Origin of the sequence: Pseudomonas sp. TH49 (assembly GCF_016650625.1) — a bacterium.
GTDB classification, from domain to species: Bacteria; Pseudomonadota; Gammaproteobacteria; order Pseudomonadales; family Pseudomonadaceae; genus Aquipseudomonas; species Aquipseudomonas fluorescens_H.
The window spans coordinates 1,788,891-1,805,607 of record NZ_JAEKFL010000001.1 but is presented as its reverse complement, the minus strand read 5'-3'; the positions used below and the strand labels follow the sequence as shown (position 1 = coordinate 1,805,607).

The 16,717-nt window shown below is 60.9% G+C and carries 12 protein-coding genes; 5 read left to right on the top strand and 7 right to left on the bottom strand.

Annotated features, from left to right (window positions below):
• Window positions 1-25 precede the first annotated feature (25 nt).
• A complete protein-coding gene (gene glnK, locus JFU48_RS08125; protein ID WP_002555808.1) occupies window positions 26-364 on the bottom strand; it encodes a P-II family nitrogen regulator in 339 nt (112 codons plus the stop codon).
• A 413-nt stretch (window positions 365-777) separates the two neighbouring features.
• Between glnK and JFU48_RS08120 the strand changes: the two genes are divergently transcribed.
• Both JFU48_RS08120 and JFU48_RS08115 read left to right on the top strand, forming a co-directional pair.
• On the top strand, window positions 778-1,038 hold the full coding sequence (locus JFU48_RS08120) for an accessory factor UbiK family protein (RefSeq protein ID WP_007920416.1): 261 nt from the start codon (window positions 778-780) through the stop codon (window positions 1,036-1,038).
• Between the two features lie 759 nt (window positions 1,039-1,797).
• Window positions 1,798-3,291, top strand: coding sequence for a YifB family Mg chelatase-like AAA ATPase (locus JFU48_RS08115; protein WP_201136257.1), 1,494 nt, complete (start codon window positions 1,798-1,800; stop codon window positions 3,289-3,291).
• Here JFU48_RS08115 and JFU48_RS08110 read toward each other — a convergent pair.
• The 3 genes from JFU48_RS08110 to JFU48_RS08100 all read right to left on the bottom strand — a co-directional run bounded on the left by JFU48_RS08110 (window position 3,288) and on the right by JFU48_RS08100 (window position 7,774).
• Window positions 3,288-4,502: an aldose 1-epimerase family protein gene (locus JFU48_RS08110; protein WP_201136256.1), complete on the bottom strand. Its 1,215-nt coding sequence runs from the start codon at window positions 4,500-4,502 to the stop codon at window positions 3,288-3,290. The two genes, JFU48_RS08115 and JFU48_RS08110, sit on opposite strands and share 4 nt — an antisense overlap.
• A 185-nt stretch (window positions 4,503-4,687) precedes the next feature.
• Window positions 4,688-6,664, bottom strand: coding sequence for a methyl-accepting chemotaxis protein (locus JFU48_RS08105; protein WP_103483703.1), 1,977 nt, complete (start codon window positions 6,662-6,664; stop codon window positions 4,688-4,690).
• A gap of 189 nt (window positions 6,665-6,853) precedes the next feature.
• Window positions 6,854-7,774 (bottom strand): LysR substrate-binding domain-containing protein, encoded by a 921-nt coding sequence (locus JFU48_RS08100; RefSeq protein WP_201136255.1) that lies wholly within the window; start codon window positions 7,772-7,774, stop codon window positions 6,854-6,856.
• A 158-nt stretch (window positions 7,775-7,932) separates the two neighbouring features.
• Between JFU48_RS08100 and JFU48_RS08095 the strand changes: the two genes are divergently transcribed.
• Window positions 7,933-9,330: a NorM family multidrug efflux MATE transporter gene (locus tag JFU48_RS08095; protein ID WP_201136254.1), complete on the top strand. Its 1,398-nt coding sequence runs from the start codon at window positions 7,933-7,935 to the stop codon at window positions 9,328-9,330.
• A gap of 127 nt (window positions 9,331-9,457) precedes the next feature.
• Here JFU48_RS08095 and JFU48_RS08090 read toward each other — a convergent pair whose 3' ends face one another.
• Window positions 9,458-11,131, bottom strand: coding sequence for a putative bifunctional diguanylate cyclase/phosphodiesterase (locus JFU48_RS08090; RefSeq protein WP_003229436.1), 1,674 nt, complete (start codon window positions 11,129-11,131; stop codon window positions 9,458-9,460).
• 262 nt (window positions 11,132-11,393) lie between these two features.
• On the opposite strand from JFU48_RS08090, the gene rep reads away from it, so the two are divergent.
• Both rep and JFU48_RS08080 read left to right on the top strand, forming a co-directional pair.
• On the top strand, window positions 11,394-13,403 hold the full coding sequence (gene rep / locus JFU48_RS08085) for a DNA helicase Rep (protein WP_027610430.1): 2,010 nt from the start codon (window positions 11,394-11,396) through the stop codon (window positions 13,401-13,403).
• Window positions 13,404-13,458: 55 nt separating this feature from the next.
• A complete protein-coding gene (locus tag JFU48_RS08080; RefSeq protein WP_003229440.1) occupies window positions 13,459-14,031 on the top strand; it encodes a xanthine phosphoribosyltransferase in 573 nt (190 codons plus the stop codon).
• 129 nt (window positions 14,032-14,160) lie between these two features.
• Here JFU48_RS08080 and JFU48_RS08075 read toward each other — a convergent pair whose 3' ends face one another.
• Both JFU48_RS08075 and JFU48_RS08070 read right to left on the bottom strand, forming a co-directional pair.
• Window positions 14,161-16,083: an acetyl-CoA hydrolase/transferase family protein gene (locus JFU48_RS08075; RefSeq protein ID WP_201136253.1), complete on the bottom strand. Its 1,923-nt coding sequence runs from the start codon at window positions 16,081-16,083 to the stop codon at window positions 14,161-14,163.
• Window positions 16,084-16,218: 135 nt separating this feature from the next.
• Complete coding sequence (locus JFU48_RS08070) at window positions 16,219-16,635, bottom strand: c-type cytochrome (RefSeq protein ID WP_103483707.1); 417 nt, start codon at window positions 16,633-16,635, stop codon at window positions 16,219-16,221.
• Window positions 16,636-16,717: the final 82 nt, after the last annotated feature.

Below are 16,717 nucleotides of genomic sequence, written 5' to 3'. Positions count from 1 at the left end.
TGGGGCGTTGGGTTTGTGGCGGCGTTTAGATCGCGTCGGTATCGGTTTCGCCGGTACGGATGCGGATCGCCTGTTCCAGATTGACCACGAAGATCTTGCCGTCACCGATCTTGCCGGTGTTGGCAGCCTTGGTTATCGCCTCGATAACCCGATCCAGATCCTTGTCGTCGATGGCCACGTCGATTTTCACCTTGGGCAGAAAATCGACCACATACTCCGCGCCGCGATACAGCTCGGTGTGACCCTTCTGCCGGCCGAAGCCTTTGACTTCAGTGACGGTAATGCCCTGCACGCCGATTTCGGACAGCGACTCGCGCACGTCGTCCAACTTGAACGGCTTGATGATGGCAGTGACTAGCTTCATGAAACTCTCTCCCGAATTGGTGGACTTGCCCCAGGAAAACAAACCCGACTCAAGTCTAAGCGCAGTGCCTGGCTTTGTAACGCATCGTCGGCCTTACCTGCCCGACTGACGCCAGCTAACCGCTGCCGGCGAAACTCCCCGTCCCGCCTGCCGCACTGCATTCGTCACAGCGACTGCATCAGTGCATGGGTCACTACCGACTAAGCAGAAAGCTTGCCATCTCGCCAAATTCCCCTGATTTCAATCCCTTGGCCGCTGCCGCAGGCGCTCGCGCACAAAACCCGCGATGGATACGCACAACAACGGTGCGCTGCCGTCCGTCCGCTTGCGCGAAAAGCGTGCATCCATGCCTGCGCAAATGACTATAGACACTGCGTGATACACTGCCCGCCATTGTTTACAGGACATCCACCATGCTCGCGCCCAAAGACTTCCTCGACGCCCTGAGCGGCACTGCCTCCCGCCTCTTCAGCGGCGACACCCCGCTGCCGAAAGCCGAAATCGAAAGCCAGTTCAAGATGCTGCTGCAAAGTGCGTTCAGCAAACTGGATCTGGTGAGCCGGGAAGAGTTTGACAGTCAGATGGTCGTACTGGCCCGCACCCGCGCCCGCCTCGAGAGCCTCGAAGCGAAAGTTGCCGAGATGGAAGCGAAGCTGACGCCGCCTGCGGAATAACAATCCCGAGTAGAAATGCCTTCAAGTTTGCGAAGAGAAGTTAAACCGCTCCTGCCAAAGCAGGAGCGGTTTCCGTCAGATCAATCCTTACAACGAATTATTCCAACGGTCTCGCAGAAACTCGTACAGGCGAAAAGCCCATAACGCGATTCTGACGAGGCGCCACATATGTTTAAGAAACTTAGACATATTTTGGCCCTCCTTGCGTGGGGCCAAACCTCCGATGCACTTTCCGGCGTACGAACACCTTCGGGACTACACGTGAGTGTGTCCGCCAAGGCGGCCGGGTGTGAGTCCCCCAAAAAAAGCACCGGCACGGGTCTCACACCGCGTCGAGGAACATGAAGTCTTTGCGCTCCCGGCCACACTTCGCGAATACTCCATGAGTGGGCATCGTCATTGCGGATTTTATGAGCGCCCTTAGAAAAGCGATTTAAACAACTTGTATCAAGTCGTTAGGCAAGTGCTGACAACATTACCGTTGCGCCCGTTCAAGCCCTTTTGATACTTGCGCCAATGAGCAAACATGCATAACCTGATTTCACGTGAGTGTGTCCGCAAAGGATACGCAGGCCTTGGCCTCACCGAAGCCTGCAAACTGAAAACCGTCTCCTCAAGGCGGTTTTTTTTCGCCTCGAGATTGGTTGACCACTTTCCTGCAACATCCAGTGAAAGTTCGCCCCCCGCCTGATCGCCCTTCCCCAACTACCCTTCAAAAACCCGCAGGAAGCGGTCCCCGATTCAGCTCAAGGAACGACCATGTCCCTCTCCATCGTCCACAGTCGCGCCCAGGTTGGCGTGGAAGCCCCCGCCGTCACCGTCGAAGTCCATCTCGCCAACGGTCTGCCCTCGCTGACCATGGTCGGCCTGCCGGAAGCGGCGGTGAAGGAGAGCAAGGACCGGGTGCGCAGCGCGATCATCAATTCCGGGCTGCAGTTTCCGGCGCGGCGGATCACCTTGAATCTGGCGCCGGCGGATTTGCCCAAGGATGGCGGACGGTTTGATCTGGCGATTGCCTTGGGGATTCTATCGGCGAGTGTGCAGGTGCCGTGTCTCACACTGGATGAGGTGGAATGCCTCGGTGAGCTGGCGTTGTCCGGCGCGGTAAGGCCGGTGCGCGGGGTGTTGCCGGCGGCACTGGCGGCGCGCAAGGCCGGGCGGGCACTGGTGGTACCGCGGGCGAATGCCGAGGAGGCGTGCCTGGCTTCGGGCCTGAAGGTGTTTGCGGTGGACCATCTGCTGGAGGCGGTGGCGCATTTCAACGGGCATACACCGGTCGAGCCTTATGTGTCGGACGGGCTGATTCATGCAGCGAAACCCTATCCCGACCTCAATGAAGTGCAAGGTCAGATGGCCGCGAAACGGGCGTTGCTGATTGCCGCAGCGGGCGCGCACAATTTGCTGTTCAGTGGCCCACCAGGGACCGGCAAAACATTGCTGGCGAGTCGCTTGCCGGGGCTGCTGCCGCCGCTGTCTGAATGCGAAGCACTGGAAGTGGCGGCGATTCAATCGGTCGCCAGCGGCGTGCCGCTGACCCACTGGCCGCAGCGACCGTTTCGCCAGCCGCACCACTCGGCATCCGGTCCGGCGCTGGTCGGAGGCAGCTCAAAACCGCAACCCGGCGAGATCACCCTCGCGCATCACGGTGTGCTGTTTCTCGATGAATTGCCGGAGTTTGATCGCAAGGTGCTGGAGGTTCTGCGCGAGCCGATGGAGTCCGGACATATCGTGATCGCCCGAGCCAAGGATCGCGTACGCTTTCCTGCGCGTTTCCAGTTGGTGGCGGCCATGAATCCTTGCCCCTGTGGATATCTTGGCGAGCCGAGCGGCAAGTGCTCGTGTACACCGGACATGGTGCAGCGCTACCGCAACAAGCTATCGGGGCCGTTGCTGGATCGGATTGATCTGCACCTGACGGTGGCGCGGGAAGCGACGGCGTTGAATCCGGCAGTGAAGCCAGGCGAGGACAGCGCCAGTGCGGCAGCCGTGGTGGCCGAGGCACGCGAACGCCAGCAAAAGCGTCAGCTTTGTGCCAATGCCTTTCTCGATCTGCCGGGACTGAAACGCCACTGCAAGTTATCCACAGCCGATGAAACCTGGCTGGAATCGGCCTGCGAACGGCTGACCCTGTCACTACGCTCAGCCCATCGTTTGCTCAAAGTCGCCAGAACCCTGGCAGACCTTGAGCAAGTCGATGCAATCCGCCGTGAGCATTTGGCCGAAGCGCTGCAGTATCGACCGGCGACGCCTTAATGCTCGGTCAGATCAACCAGCGGCGCCTGCCGCACTTCGGTTTCACGCCCGGCCTGAATTTCGGTCACGCGCTTCAACGCATTATCCACCGCGCCTTTGTCTGCCAGCAGGCTGTAGCTGATCTGAAACTGTTGGCTGGCCTTTGGCGCAATGGTCGGCACCAGATTCAACGGACGCTGATAGCGGCGGTTGTAGGAAAAACTGGTGCCCGGCTCAAGGCCCGTGACATAGCCCTGCCCTTGGGTATCGGTGTTTTTCCACAGGGAAAAAACCGGCAGCTGCTGCGTATTGAAGCCAACAGAAACGCCAAGACTGCCGGCCTTGTTGTGCAGCACGGCCAGGGTTTCGCCTTTGGCGTCCGCATACGGCACGACGTTGTAGACGGTTTCGTCGTAGTCCTTGGTCGGCGCGCGGTAGGTCTGCCAGTCGGGCAGATCTCCCTTGGCCTTGTCGTTAAAAGGCGAAACCTGTTTTACCGGAGCCGCAAAACGTGCGCCCTGCTCAAGGAATGGCGTACTGAAATTGCTGTGGTACAGCGCCTGGTATTCCTTCGGATAATCGCCGTTGTTGGTCAGCGTATCGTTGAGGGCGAAACGCACGCTACCGGGCTCGGTGACCAGTTCGGTGACGACCGAGAAGTCGACTTTCTTGAACGCCTGCTCTTTCAGTTCGCCGCGCAGACTGATGGCATACGGCGGCTTCTCGTCAATGTGCAGGGTAACGCTGCTAGCCGGAATGTTGGCGGCGCGCCCGTGCAGAGTCAGCAACTCGCCATTGTCCATGCCGGGATGGCCAACCCATTCGTAACCGCAGCGGGTCACCAGCTCGTTGAAGCCTTCCAGCCAGCCCAAGCCACCGCGTCCGTTGAGTTCGATGAACGCCGGGTTGACCACTTCCTTGACCGGCGAATCCCAGCCCATGCGCACACTACCAACAGAGGCTTGCAGGACATTCATGCCGCGGGTCGGCACCACCGAGAGTTTCATCGTGCCGTTATCGATATCGACGATGCTGACACCTTCCTGTCGCCCGCCGTGCAGGGTACGCAGACTCACGGAAAAGGGTTTGTCGGTTTTCACCCCGAGCTGCTCACTGGTGATGCTCCAGTTTTGCGCGGGTTTGTTGGTATCGAGGAGTACGTAATCCCAAGCCATGGCATGGGAAGCAGCAGAGAGTGCGCCGAGTGCAACGGCGAGTTTGAACGGGGTCATGGCAGCAGCCTTTATTGGAGTTGTGCCATTTTTATAGCGCTGCGGAAACGTTTCAGCAAGTGTGAAAGAGCAAGAGATCGCGAGCAGGCTCACTCCTACAGGGATCTTCAGTGATCACAAACATTGCGACCAACCGATATACCTGTAGGAGTGAGCCTGCTCGCGATAGCTGTTTCAGCTGTACATCAACGGAAGCGATCAACCTCGGAACGCAGATCCGCCGCCAGTTTCTCCAGCTCCTTGGCGGTGACCGCGAGGTTCGACACCACCTCACGCTGTTCACTGTTAGCCAAGGCAATACTCTGCAGATTGCTGCTGAGCAATGTCGCCGTGCTGCTCTGCTCCTGCGTCGCGGTGGTAATCGCCGCGAACTGCTGGCCGGCAGAACGACTCTGCTCATCGATCCGCGCCAGCGCCGATGCCACGTTGGCGTTGCGCGACAGGCCTTCCTGCATCAACAGGTTGCCCTGTTCCATGGTGCTGATGGCGTTGCCGGTTTCCTGCTGGATGCTGTGAATCATCCCGGAAATTTCGTCGGTGGCCTGACGGGTGCGCGACGCCAGGTTGCGCACCTCATCGGCCACCACGGCAAAGCCACGGCCCTGTTCACCGGCACGCGCAGCTTCGATGGCCGCGTTGAGCGCCAGCAGATTGGTCTGTTCGGCAATCGAGGTGATGACGCTGACGATGCCGCCGATTTCCTGGGAGCGCTGACCGAGGGTGTTGATCACTGTGGCCGTGGTGTTCAGCGCGCCGGCAATTTGCTCCAGCGAGGACGACGCCTCTTGCATCGACGTGCGACCGATCTGGGTCTGCTGGGCATTTTCCTGGGCCAGACGCTGGGTGTTGCCCATGTTGTCGGCGATGTTCAACGAGGTGGCGCTGAACTCTTCCACCGCACCGGCCATGCTGGTGATTTCGCCGGACTGCTGCTCCATGCCTTCGTACGCACCGCCGGACAAACCGGACAACGCCTGGGCACGGCTGTTGACCTCTTCCGAGGAGCGGCGGATGTGCTCGACCATGGTCGACAGTGCTTGGCTCATCTGGTTGAACGCACGGGACAACTGGCCGATCTCGTCGTTGCTCGACACATTCAGGCGCACGCTTAGATCACCGGCGCCCAGCGCTTCGGCCTGACGTACCAGATCGCCCAGCGGCTGCAGTTTGCTGCGCAGCAGCCACATCGCCGCGCCCACCGCGATCAGCATCGCCAGCAGACTGCCGATGGCCAGTTGGGTGCCGACACTCCAGGTCACCGCGCGAATCTCGGACTTCGGCATGCTCGCCACCACCGACCACGGGCCGCCCTCGAACGGCACGGCAATGCTGTAGAAATCTTCGCCGCTGTCGCTCCAGAACTGGCCCTTGCCCGGCGTCTTGGCCAAGCCGTTGATCACCGGCACCGCTTGATCCAGCGCCTGCACCCCCGCCGGCGCCACCAGCCATTTGTTTTGCTCATCCAGCAACGCCAGCGAACCGTTCTGACCGATACGGAAGCGCTTGAGATTGGCGAACTGGGCGTTCTGCGCATCGGTGTAGTCGAAACCGACGAACAACACCGCAATCACCTTGCCGCTGCCATCGCGCACCGGCGTGTACTGAGTCATGTAGGAGCGATCGAACAGCAAGGCGCGACCGACGTAACCCTGACCGGCCATCAACTTCGCGTAGGCCGGATGCGCGTGATCGAGCAAGGTGCCGATAGCGCGCGTGCCGTCCTGTTTGGTTAAGGATGTGCTGACGCGGACGAAGTCTTCACCGCTACGCACGAACAGCGTGGCGACCCCAGCGGTCATCTGCTTGAACTCGTCAACTTCCTTGAAGTTGTTGTTCAACACTTCGCTGCCCAGGTGCAGGCCCGGGGTTTGAGTGCCTGCAACCGTCACCGGCTCATCCGGGTGAATGCTCAGGCCCGCGCTGAAGCGCTTCTCGAACAGCCCGCTCAGGCGCTGGGTGCTTTCGCGCAGCGTGCCGTGGAAGGTGCTCAGTTGGTCGGCCAGCAGCCGCGCCTCACTGGCGAGGTGCTCTTCACGGGTGGCGAGGTTGGCGGTATCCAGCGAACGCAGGGCAAACACCGTACTGCCGCTGATGACAATCGCCAGTATCACAGCGAGCGCAAGGCCCAGCTGCGAGGCGATCCGGGCGCGAGGTTGAGACATGGACAGCTCCTGGCCGAGCCACCGGATCCTCCTTGATCGCAGCACTTGCTCGGAAAATTCTAATAATGGGGGTGAAATCGTGGCGACCGGCACGACGGTTCCACATGCTCATTTTCGGCGGTGAAACCGAATACTTGAGTAAATAGCGGGGTTATGGCGCAAGGCCGGCATTGTGCGGGCTCGAACGTTTCAGCTCAAGCGCTTGACCAGCGGCAACGCCATGGCGCGTACTTCGCCTTGCAGGAAGTCGCTGAGGCGGCGCAAACGTTCACCTCCCGGACGGGTTTTCGGCCACACCAGGTAATAATGCAGTCCGCTGGCGACCGCGGTCGGCCATGGCAGGCTCAGTCTGCCTTGCGCCACATCTTCGGCGACCATCAGCAAATCGCCCATCGACACCCCGTAGCCTCGGGCTGCGGCGATCATCCCCAGTTCCAGGGTATCGAACACCTGTCCGCCCTTGAGCGAGACCTGATCGGACAGGCCCATGTGCTCCAGCCAACTGCGCCAGTCGCGCCGATCCGGAGTCGGGTGCAACAGTTCAGTGGACGCCAGACGCGCAACATCCCACGGCTGGTCGTTCAGCAGATTGGGCGCGCCCACCGGTATCAGCTCCTCCGGGAATAGCAGGCTGGCTTCCCAGTCGGGCGGGAAATGCCCATCACTGAGCAGCACAGCGCAGTCGAACGGCTCGTTGTTGAAGTCCACCGAATCCACGTCCATCCAGGCGCTGGTCAGTTGCACCTCGTTACCCGGTTGCAGATGGCGGAAGCGGCTGAGGCGCGCCAGCAGCCAGCGCATGGTCAGGGTAGACGGCGCTTTCATGCGCAGGATGTCGTCTTCGGCGCGCAAGGTGTTGCAGGCGCGCTCAAGGGCCGCGAAGCCGTCGCGGATTCCAGGCAACAGCATCCGCGCCGATTCGGTGAGTTGCAGGTTACGGCCGCTGCGGTGAAACAGCTTGCAGGCGAAATGCTCTTCCAGCGTCTTGATGTGCCGGCTGACTGCACTCTGGGTGATCGACAACTCCTCGGCCGCGCGGGTGAACGAGCTGTGCCGCGCCGCCGCTTCGAATGCGCGCAGGGCATACAACGGAGGAAGACGACGGGACATTCGTAGGGCTCCTATAGCGGGTTACGGCCAACCCGGCAGAATCTTCTCATGATGAGTTTTAATCATGCCACCCATCCTTTTTATCCCTTTGTGCAAACCCTGCCAAGCGCCGAGAATCGTCGGCTCTCTGTTCCCTCTTTGAATGACTGGTGATGACCATGCAGCATCCCGTGCGTACTGAACTCTGGGCCATCCTGCGGCTGGCCGGGCCGCTGATTGCCTCGCAGTTGGCGCACATGCTGATGGTGCTGACCGACACCTTGATGATGGCGCGCCTCAGTCCCGAAGCGCTGGCCGGTGGCGGTCTTGGCGCGGCGAGCTATTCGTTCGTGTCGATTTTCTGCATCGGCGTGATCGCGGCGGTCGGTACCCTGGTGGCGATCCGTAAGGGCGCGGGCGACATCATCGGCGCGGCCCGCCTGACCCAGGCCGGGTTGTGGCTGGCATGGCTGATGGCGCTCGGCGCCGCATTGCTGCTGTGGAACCTGAAACCGGTGTTGCTGCTGTTCGGCCAGACCGAAACCAACGTCCATGCCGCCGGGCAATTCCTCATTGCCCTGCCCTTCGCCCTGCCCGGCTACCTGAGCTTCATGGCCCTGCGCGGCTTCACCAGTGCGATTGGCCGGGCGACCCCGGTGATGGTCATCAGCCTCGGCGGCACCGTCGCCAACTTCCTGCTCAATTACGCACTGATCACCGGGATGTTCGGCCTGCCGAAACTGGGGCTGACCGGCATCGGTCTGGTCACGGCAATCGTGGCCAACTGCATGGCGCTGGCGCTGGCCTGGCACATCCGCCGGCATCCGGCCTACGACGCCTACCCGTTGCGCGCCGGTCTGTCGCAACCCAATCGTCAATATCTGCAAGAGCTGTGGCGTCTCGGCCTGCCGATTGGCGGCACCTATGCCGTGGAAGTCGGCTTGTTCGCCTTCGCCGCGCTGTGCATGGGTACCATGGGCAGCACGCAACTGGGCGCCCATCAAATCGCCCTGCAGATTGTTTCGGTGGCGTTCATGGTGCCGGCGGGGATGTCCTACGCGATCACCATGCGCGTCGGCCAGCATTATGGCGCCGGGGAACTGAGCGATGCGCGAATGTCCGGGCGGGTCGGCATTGTTTTCGGTGCGGTGGTGATGCTGGGTTTTGCCATGGTGTTCTGGCTGCTGCCGAATCAACTGGTCGGGTTGTTCCTCGATCACAACAATCCGGCGTTTGCCGAGGTGATTCGCCTGGCGGTGAGTCTGTTGGCGGTGGCGGCGTGGTTCGAGCTGTTCGACGGCACGCAGACGATTGCCATGGGCTGTATCCGTGGGCTCAAGGACGCAAAAACCACGTTCCTGGTCGGGCTAGGTTGCTATTGGCTGATTGGCGCACCGGCGGCGTGGTGGATGGCGTTCCACCTGAACTGGGGGCCGACGGGCGTGTGGTGGGGTCTGGCGCTGGGCCTGGCCTGTGCGGCAGTGAGCCTGACCCTGGCGTTTGAATGGAAGATGAAGCGGATGATTCGGTTGGAGCCTGCATCAGCAGATCAGTACACAATCGCTCAGGCAGACTGAGATTCCCTTGTGGGGGCGGGCTTGCTCGCGAAAGCGCTGGGTCAGACAGCACATGCCTGGACTGACACGGCGCTTTCGCGAGCAAGCCCGCTCCCACAGGGGTCATGCATTCACCCGGAAATGGTGTTCAGCTCACAAATTCCAGTGATGACTGCTGGCTGGCCCCAAACGTCAGGTACTCAACCAACTCCGCCAACGGCAACGGCCGGCTGATCAGATAACCCTGCACCTGATCACAGCCAAACCCGCGCAGCAGATCCAGCTGCTCCGGCGTCTCCACCCCCTCGGCCACCACTTCCAGATGCAGGTTGTGCGCGAGGTTGATCATCGCATGCACCAGTTTGCGGTTCTCTTCGCGTTGCTCCATGCCGCCGACGAAGCTTTTGTCGATCTTCAGCAGCGTGATCGGCAGGCTGTTGAGGTGTACGAACGAGGAGAACCCGGTACCGAAGTCATCCAGCGAGAAACGCACGCCGAGGCGGCCGAGGGCGTCCATGGTCTGCTTGACCAGGTCGCTGCGGCGCATCACGGCGGTTTCGGTGAGTTCAAATTCGAGCCATTGCGCCTCGACCCCGCGCTCGGCAATCAGCCGGCTGAGCGTCGGCAGCAACTGGCTGTCCTGAAACTGGCGGAACGACAGGTTGATCGCCATGTGCAGCGCCGGCAGCCCGCGCTCGCGCAGTGCCTGCATGTCGCGCAACGCGCGGGAAATCACCCAGTAGCCCAACGGCACGATCAAACCACTCTGCTCGGCCAGCGGCACGAATTCGCTCGGTGGCAGCAAACCGCGCTCGCCATGACGCCAACGCACCAAGGCTTCGAGGCCGACGATCTGCCCGTCTGCAAGATTCAGTCGCGGCTGGTAATGCAGCTCCAGCTCATCGCGACGCAACGCCCGACGCAGCTCGCTTTCGAGGTCGGCCATGCTCCGGGCGTTGCGATTGATGCGTTCGTTGAAGATATGAAAGGTGCAGCCCTGCGTGCTCTTGGCCTGCTGCATGGCGATGTGCGCGTGCCACATCAGCGGGTCGGCGCCACCTTGTGCGCGGGCATGGGCGATACCGAGACTGGAACCGATCAACAGGCTTTCGCCGTCGACCCAATAGGGTTCGGACAAGGCTTCGGTAATGCGTTCGGCCATCCACTCGGCGCGTTGCGGCGCGCGGCGGGTGTCGATCAGCAGGGCAAATTCGTCGCTGCCCAGACGCGCCAGTTGATCACCGGCCTCCAGCTGACTTTTCAGCCGTGCGACGACTTGCAGGATCAGACGGTCGCCGGCCTGATGCCCGAGGGCGTCGTTGGCATGACGAAAGTTGTCGAGATCGAGATGTCCGAGGGCCAGACCGCGCCCGTCGTTTTCTGCCAGCCGCGCGGTGAGCAGGGTCTGAAAGCCCTGGCGATTGGCGATGCCGGTCAGCGGATCCTGTTCAGCGAGGCGTTGCAGAGTGTTTTCGAGAACGCCGCGCTCTCGCACATGCCGCAGGCAACGGCGCAGCATGCCCGCATCGAGGGCGTCGAACACCAGCCAGTCGCTGACGCCAACGGGCGCGGTGGCCGGTTCGTGTTCCAGCAGCAACACGGTCGGCAGGCTGCAACGGCCCGGGGCCGGCTGCAACGCGGGAACGGTCAACAACACCGCATGACGGTTGTCTTCGAACAGACTGCTGACCGACTCCCAGCTCGGCGCGCTGATCAGCACCGCCGCGCTCCCCATCGGAGCCAGACACTCGCGCAATAACGCTGTCCACGCTGGCTCTTCGGCCAGTAGCAGCAAACGCAAGGGTTCGACAGGCGTAGACAAGCTAGCTCCCTAGACTCTGCAATGATGTGGGCGGGGCATTATGCCGTTGCGATGATCAATGACCAAATGACAACGGTTATCAAACCGTTATTTTGTGTCATGAATGAGTACATTAGCCGCAAAATCACCGCGCATCCTGCGTGAAAGTAACAAAACCGGCAAATTTGAATCGCGTGGTGCGTCACAAGTCGGACAGAGCAGCACAAATCGCTGAGCCTGTTAAAATGCCGGCCCATTTCGTCAACGACTCCCGAATTTTCGTATGTCCCGACTCAATCCCCGGCAGCAAGAAGCCGTGAACTACGTCGGCGGCCCTCTATTGGTGCTCGCCGGCGCTGGCTCCGGCAAGACCAGCGTGATCACCCGCAAGATCGCGCACCTGATCCAGAACTGTGGCATCCGCGCCCAGTACATCGTCGCCATGACCTTTACCAACAAGGCCGCGCGCGAGATGAAGGAGCGGGTCGGCACCCTGCTGCGTGCCGGCGAAGGTCGCGGCCTGACGGTCTGCACCTTCCACAACCTGGGCCTGAACATCATCCGCAAGGAGCATGCGCGGCTGGGCTACAAACCCGGTTTCTCGATCTTCGACGAGACCGACGTCAAAGCCCTGATGACCGACATCATGCAGAAGGAATACGCAGGCGACGACGGCGTCGACGAGATCAAGAACATGATCGGCGCCTGGAAAAACGACCTGATCCTGCCGGCCCAGGCGCTGGAAAACGCGCGCAATCCGAAAGAACAGACTGCCGCCATCGTCTACACCCACTATCAGCGCACGCTCAAGGCGTTCAACGCGGTGGACTTCGACGACCTGATCCTGCTGCCGGTGAAACTCTTCGAAGAGCACGCCGACATCCTCGAAAAGTGGCAGAACAAGGTGCGTTACCTGCTGGTCGACGAATACCAGGACACCAACGCCAGCCAGTACCTGCTGGTGAAGATGCTGATCGGCAAGCGTAACCAGTTCACCGTGGTGGGCGACGACGACCAGTCGATCTATGCCTGGCGTGGTGCACGGCCGGAAAACCTGATGCTGCTCAAGGATGACTACCCGTCCCTGAAAGTGGTGATGCTCGAGCAGAACTACCGCTCCACCAGCCGCATCCTGCGCTGCGCCAACGTGCTGATTTCGAACAACCCGCACGAATTCGAAAAACAGCTGTGGAGTGAGATGGGCCACGGCGACGAGATCCGCGTGATCCGCTGCCGCAACGAGGACGCCGAAGCCGAGCGCGTGGCCATGGAAATCCTCAGCCTGCACTTGCGCACCGACCGCCCGTACAGCGATTTCGCGATCCTCTATCGCGGCAACTACCAGGCCAAGCTGATCGAACTGAAGTTGCAGCACCACCAGGTGCCGTACCGCCTGAGCGGCGGCAACAGCTTCTTTGGCCGTCAGGAAGTGAAGGACCTGATGGCCTACTTCCGCCTGATCGTGAACCCGGACGACGACAACGCCTTCCTGCGGGTGATCAACGTGCCGCGCCGGGAAATCGGCTCGACCACCCTGGAAAAACTCGGCAACTACGCCACCGAACGCAAGATCTCGATGTACGCCGCCACCGATGAAATCGGTCTGGGCGAGCATCTGGACAGCCGCTTCACCGATCGCCTGTCGCGCTTCAAGCGCTTCATGGACAAGGTCCGTGAGCAGTGTGCCGGCGAAGATCCGATCTCGGCGCTGCGCAGCATGGTCATGGACATCGACTACGAGAACTGGCTGCGCACCAACAGTTCCAGCGACAAGGCTGCGGACTACCGGATGAGCAACGTCTGGTTCCTGATCGAAGCCTTGAAGAACACCCTGGAAAAAGACGAAGACGGCGAGATGACCGTCGAGGACGCCATCGGCAAACTGGTCCTGCGCGACATGCTCGAGCGTCAGCAGGAAGAAGAGGACGGCGCCGAAGGCGTGCAGATGATGACCCTGCATGCGTCCAAGGGCCTGGAATTCCCTTACGTGTTCATCATGGGCATGGAAGAGGAAATCCTCCCGCACCGCTCCAGCATCGAAGCCGACACCATCGAAGAGGAACGCCGCCTGGCCTACGTGGGCATTACCCGCGCGCGTCAGACCCTGGCGTTCACCTTCGCCGCCAAGCGCAAACAGTACGGCGAGATCATCGACTGCGCGCCAAGCCGCTTCCTCGATGAGCTGCCGCCGGACGACCTGGCGTGGGAAGGCAACGACGACACACCGACCGAAGTCAAAGCCGTGCGCGGCAATAGCGCATTGGCTGATATACGCGCGATGTTAAAGCGCTAGAATTGACCACTTTTTTAAAGCTTAGGGCGCACAGGCGCTGAACGAGGACAGCTTCATGGAAGCATTGCACCAGAAAATCCGCGAACAAGGCATCGTGCTTTCCGACCAGGTCCTGAAAGTCGACGCCTTTCTGAACCATCAGATCGACCCGGCCCTGATGAAGCTGATCGGCGACGAATTCGCCACGCTGTTCAAGGATTCGGGCATCACCAAGATCGTCACCATCGAAGCCTCGGGCATTGCCCCGGCGATCATGACCGGTCTGAACCTGGGCGTGCCGGTGATCTTCGCCCGCAAGCAACAGTCCCTGACCCTGACAGAAAACCTGCTGTCGGCGACCGTTTATTCGTTCACCAAAAAGACCGAAAGCACGGTGGCCATCTCGCCACGGCACCTGACCAGCAGCGACCGCGTGCTGATCATCGACGACTTCCTGGCCAACGGTAAGGCCTCGCAGGCGTTGATCTCGATCATCAAGCAGGCTGGCGCCACCGTTGCCGGTCTGGGCATCGTGATCGAGAAGTCGTTCCAGGGCGGCCGGGCCGAACTGGATTCGCAGGGCTACCGCGTTGAATCGCTGGCTCGCGTGAAATCGCTGAAGGATGGCGTCGTTACCTTCATCGAATAATCCACGCCGCATTACCCCCTGTGGGAGCGGGCTTGCTCGCGAAGGCGTCGTGTCAGTCGAGCTATTCTTTGACTGACACGACGCCTTCGCGAGCAAGCCCGCTCCCACAGTTGGTTTTGCGCCAGGCCGTTAGTTCGCGGTGGCTTTGAGGCCGGTGAGCAGCAGGCGCTGGAACAGGTCTTCTTTCAGGCCTTCCGGGTGGGCCAGTTGCATACGTTCAAGGTGTTCGGGAAACGTCGAAGCCTCCGGCGCATCCAGCGCGGCCTTGCCCAGCTCCAATATCTCGCTCAGCTTGAACTTGCTCTTCAGCCAGTTCAGCGCCCGCAGCAAATCCCGCTCGATGGCGGTGAAATCACAGCCCAGCGGATACTCCGGAAACAGGTTCGGATGCTTCGCGGCAATCGCCTGCAAGCGTTGCGGGGTGTTATCGGCGAAACGCGGATCGAGACGGAAATCCTGCGGCAGCTTGCCGACCTTCTGCGCCTGCTCGATCAGTTCTGGCTGGAAGCGTGAATCGCTGATGTTCAGCAACGACTCGATCACCACCGCGTCAGTCTTGCCGCGCAGATCGGCGATGCCGTACTCGGTGACCACGATGTCGCGCAGGTGCCGTGGAATCGTGCAGTGCCCGTATTCCCAGACGATGTTCGAACTGACCTCGCCGCCGGACTCGCGCCAGCTGCGCAGGATCAGAATCGAACGCGCATCGTGCAGCGCATGGCCCTGGGCGACGAAGTTGTATTGCCCGCCGACGCCGCTGAGTACTCGCCCGTCTTCCAGTTGATCAGCCACGCCCGCGCCCATCAGCGTCATGGTGAACACGGTGTTGATGAACCGTGCATCAAGCCGTTGCAAGCGCTTCAATTCTTCCTGCCCGTACAGCTCGTTGATGTAGCTGATGCGGGTCATGTTGAATTCGAGGCGCTTGCTCAACGGCAGTTCGCGCAGGCGCTCGTAGAAGCTGCGTGGGCCGAGGAAGAAGCCGCCGTGCACCGAGATGCCATCGGTCTGCACCGCTTCATCGAGGGTGCCGGCGTTGGCCTGTTGCTGCGTCTGCACGTCGGGGTAGACCTTGCGCCGGATGATCCCGGCATCGGCCAGCACCAGCAGGCCGTTGACGAACATTTCGCTGCAGCCATACAGGCCTTTGGCGAATGGCGCGGTACCGCCCTCGCGCTCGATCAACTGTGCCCACTGGCTGAGATTGAGATCAGCCAGTACCGCCTGATAACCGGCGTTGTCCGCTTGCCGCGCGAGCAATGCGGCGGTGAGCGCATCGCCCATCGAGCCGATGCCGATCTGCAAGGTGCCGCCATCGCGCACCAGGGTGCTGGCGTGCAGGCCGATGAAATGATCCTGAAAGCCCACCGGCATGTTCGGCGTGGAAAACAGCGTGCTGCTGTCCTTCGCGTCGATCAGCAGGTCGAAAGTGTCAATATCGACTTCGGCATCACCGGGCATGTACGGCAGATCGGTGTGTACCTGGCCGACCAGCAGAATGGTCTCCCCGGCGTCGCGGCGCTTGGCGATCATCGGCAACAGGTCGAGGGTGATGTCCGGGTTGCAACTCAGGCTCAGGCGATCGGGATGTTCGCTGCTGCTGGCGAGCAATTGCGCCACCAGATTGAGGCCGGCAGCATTGATGTCGCGGGCGGCATGGCTGTAGTTGCTGCTGACGTAATCCTGCTGGGCCGGCGGGCTGTTGAGCAGGCTGCCGGGCTGCATGAAAAACTGTTCGATGCGGATATTGCCGGGCAGGCTGTCGCGGTGCAGGTCGGCAAGGAAATCGAATTCGGGGTAGTCGCCGAAGACGCGCTCGACGAAGGGTTCGATAAAGCGCTTCTGCAGACCGTCACCCAGCGTCGGCCGACCGAGGCACAGCGCGGTATAGATCGTCAGTTGCCGCTCGGGCAAGTCCTTGATCCGCCGGTACAGCGCGTTGACGAAGTGATTGGGCTTGCCCAGCCCCAGCGGCATGCCCATGTGGATGTGCGCCGGCAAGCGTGCAAGCACATCGTCCACTGCCTGTTCGATCGAACACAACTGCACCATCTGAAGCCTCCTGCCCGTTCCGTGAATAGGGGTAGACCGAGCTTGCCTCGACTTTGCTGCAAAGGACAGCGAAAGCCGTGAATCGCAGGCACAAAAAAACCGTCCGAAGACGGTTTTTTTCGTCAGAGGCGCGGCTTATTTCAGGCCGGACATTTTCTCGATCGCGCCTTTCAACTCGTCGTCCGAGCAATCGGCGCAGGTGCCTTTTGGCGGCATGGAATTGATCCCGGTGATGGCTTTGGCCAACAAACCGTCAATCCCGCCTTGCTCTTTGGCACGTTTGCCCCAGTCTGCGGCATCACCGATTTTCGGCGAACCCAGCAGGCCGGTACCGTGGCAAGCGTTGCAATGTTTTGCAATCACTTCGTCCGGCGTCTTCGCACCACCGCCGCCGCCAGCGGAGGCAGCGACTTCCATTCCTTTGCATTCCTGCCCCTGAACGCACACCTGGCCGACCGGCTCGAGGCGCTTTGCAATGTCGTCATTCGTCGCAGCTTGAGCGCTGACAGCCCAGAGGGCCAGTACGGTTGCTGGTGCGGCCAGCATTTTCATAATTAGATTCACGCGTTCACCCTCAATGGTGGCTATTCACGCCTGCGGCCACGGTTCGCAGGCGGGCGCAAGTATAGCGGGT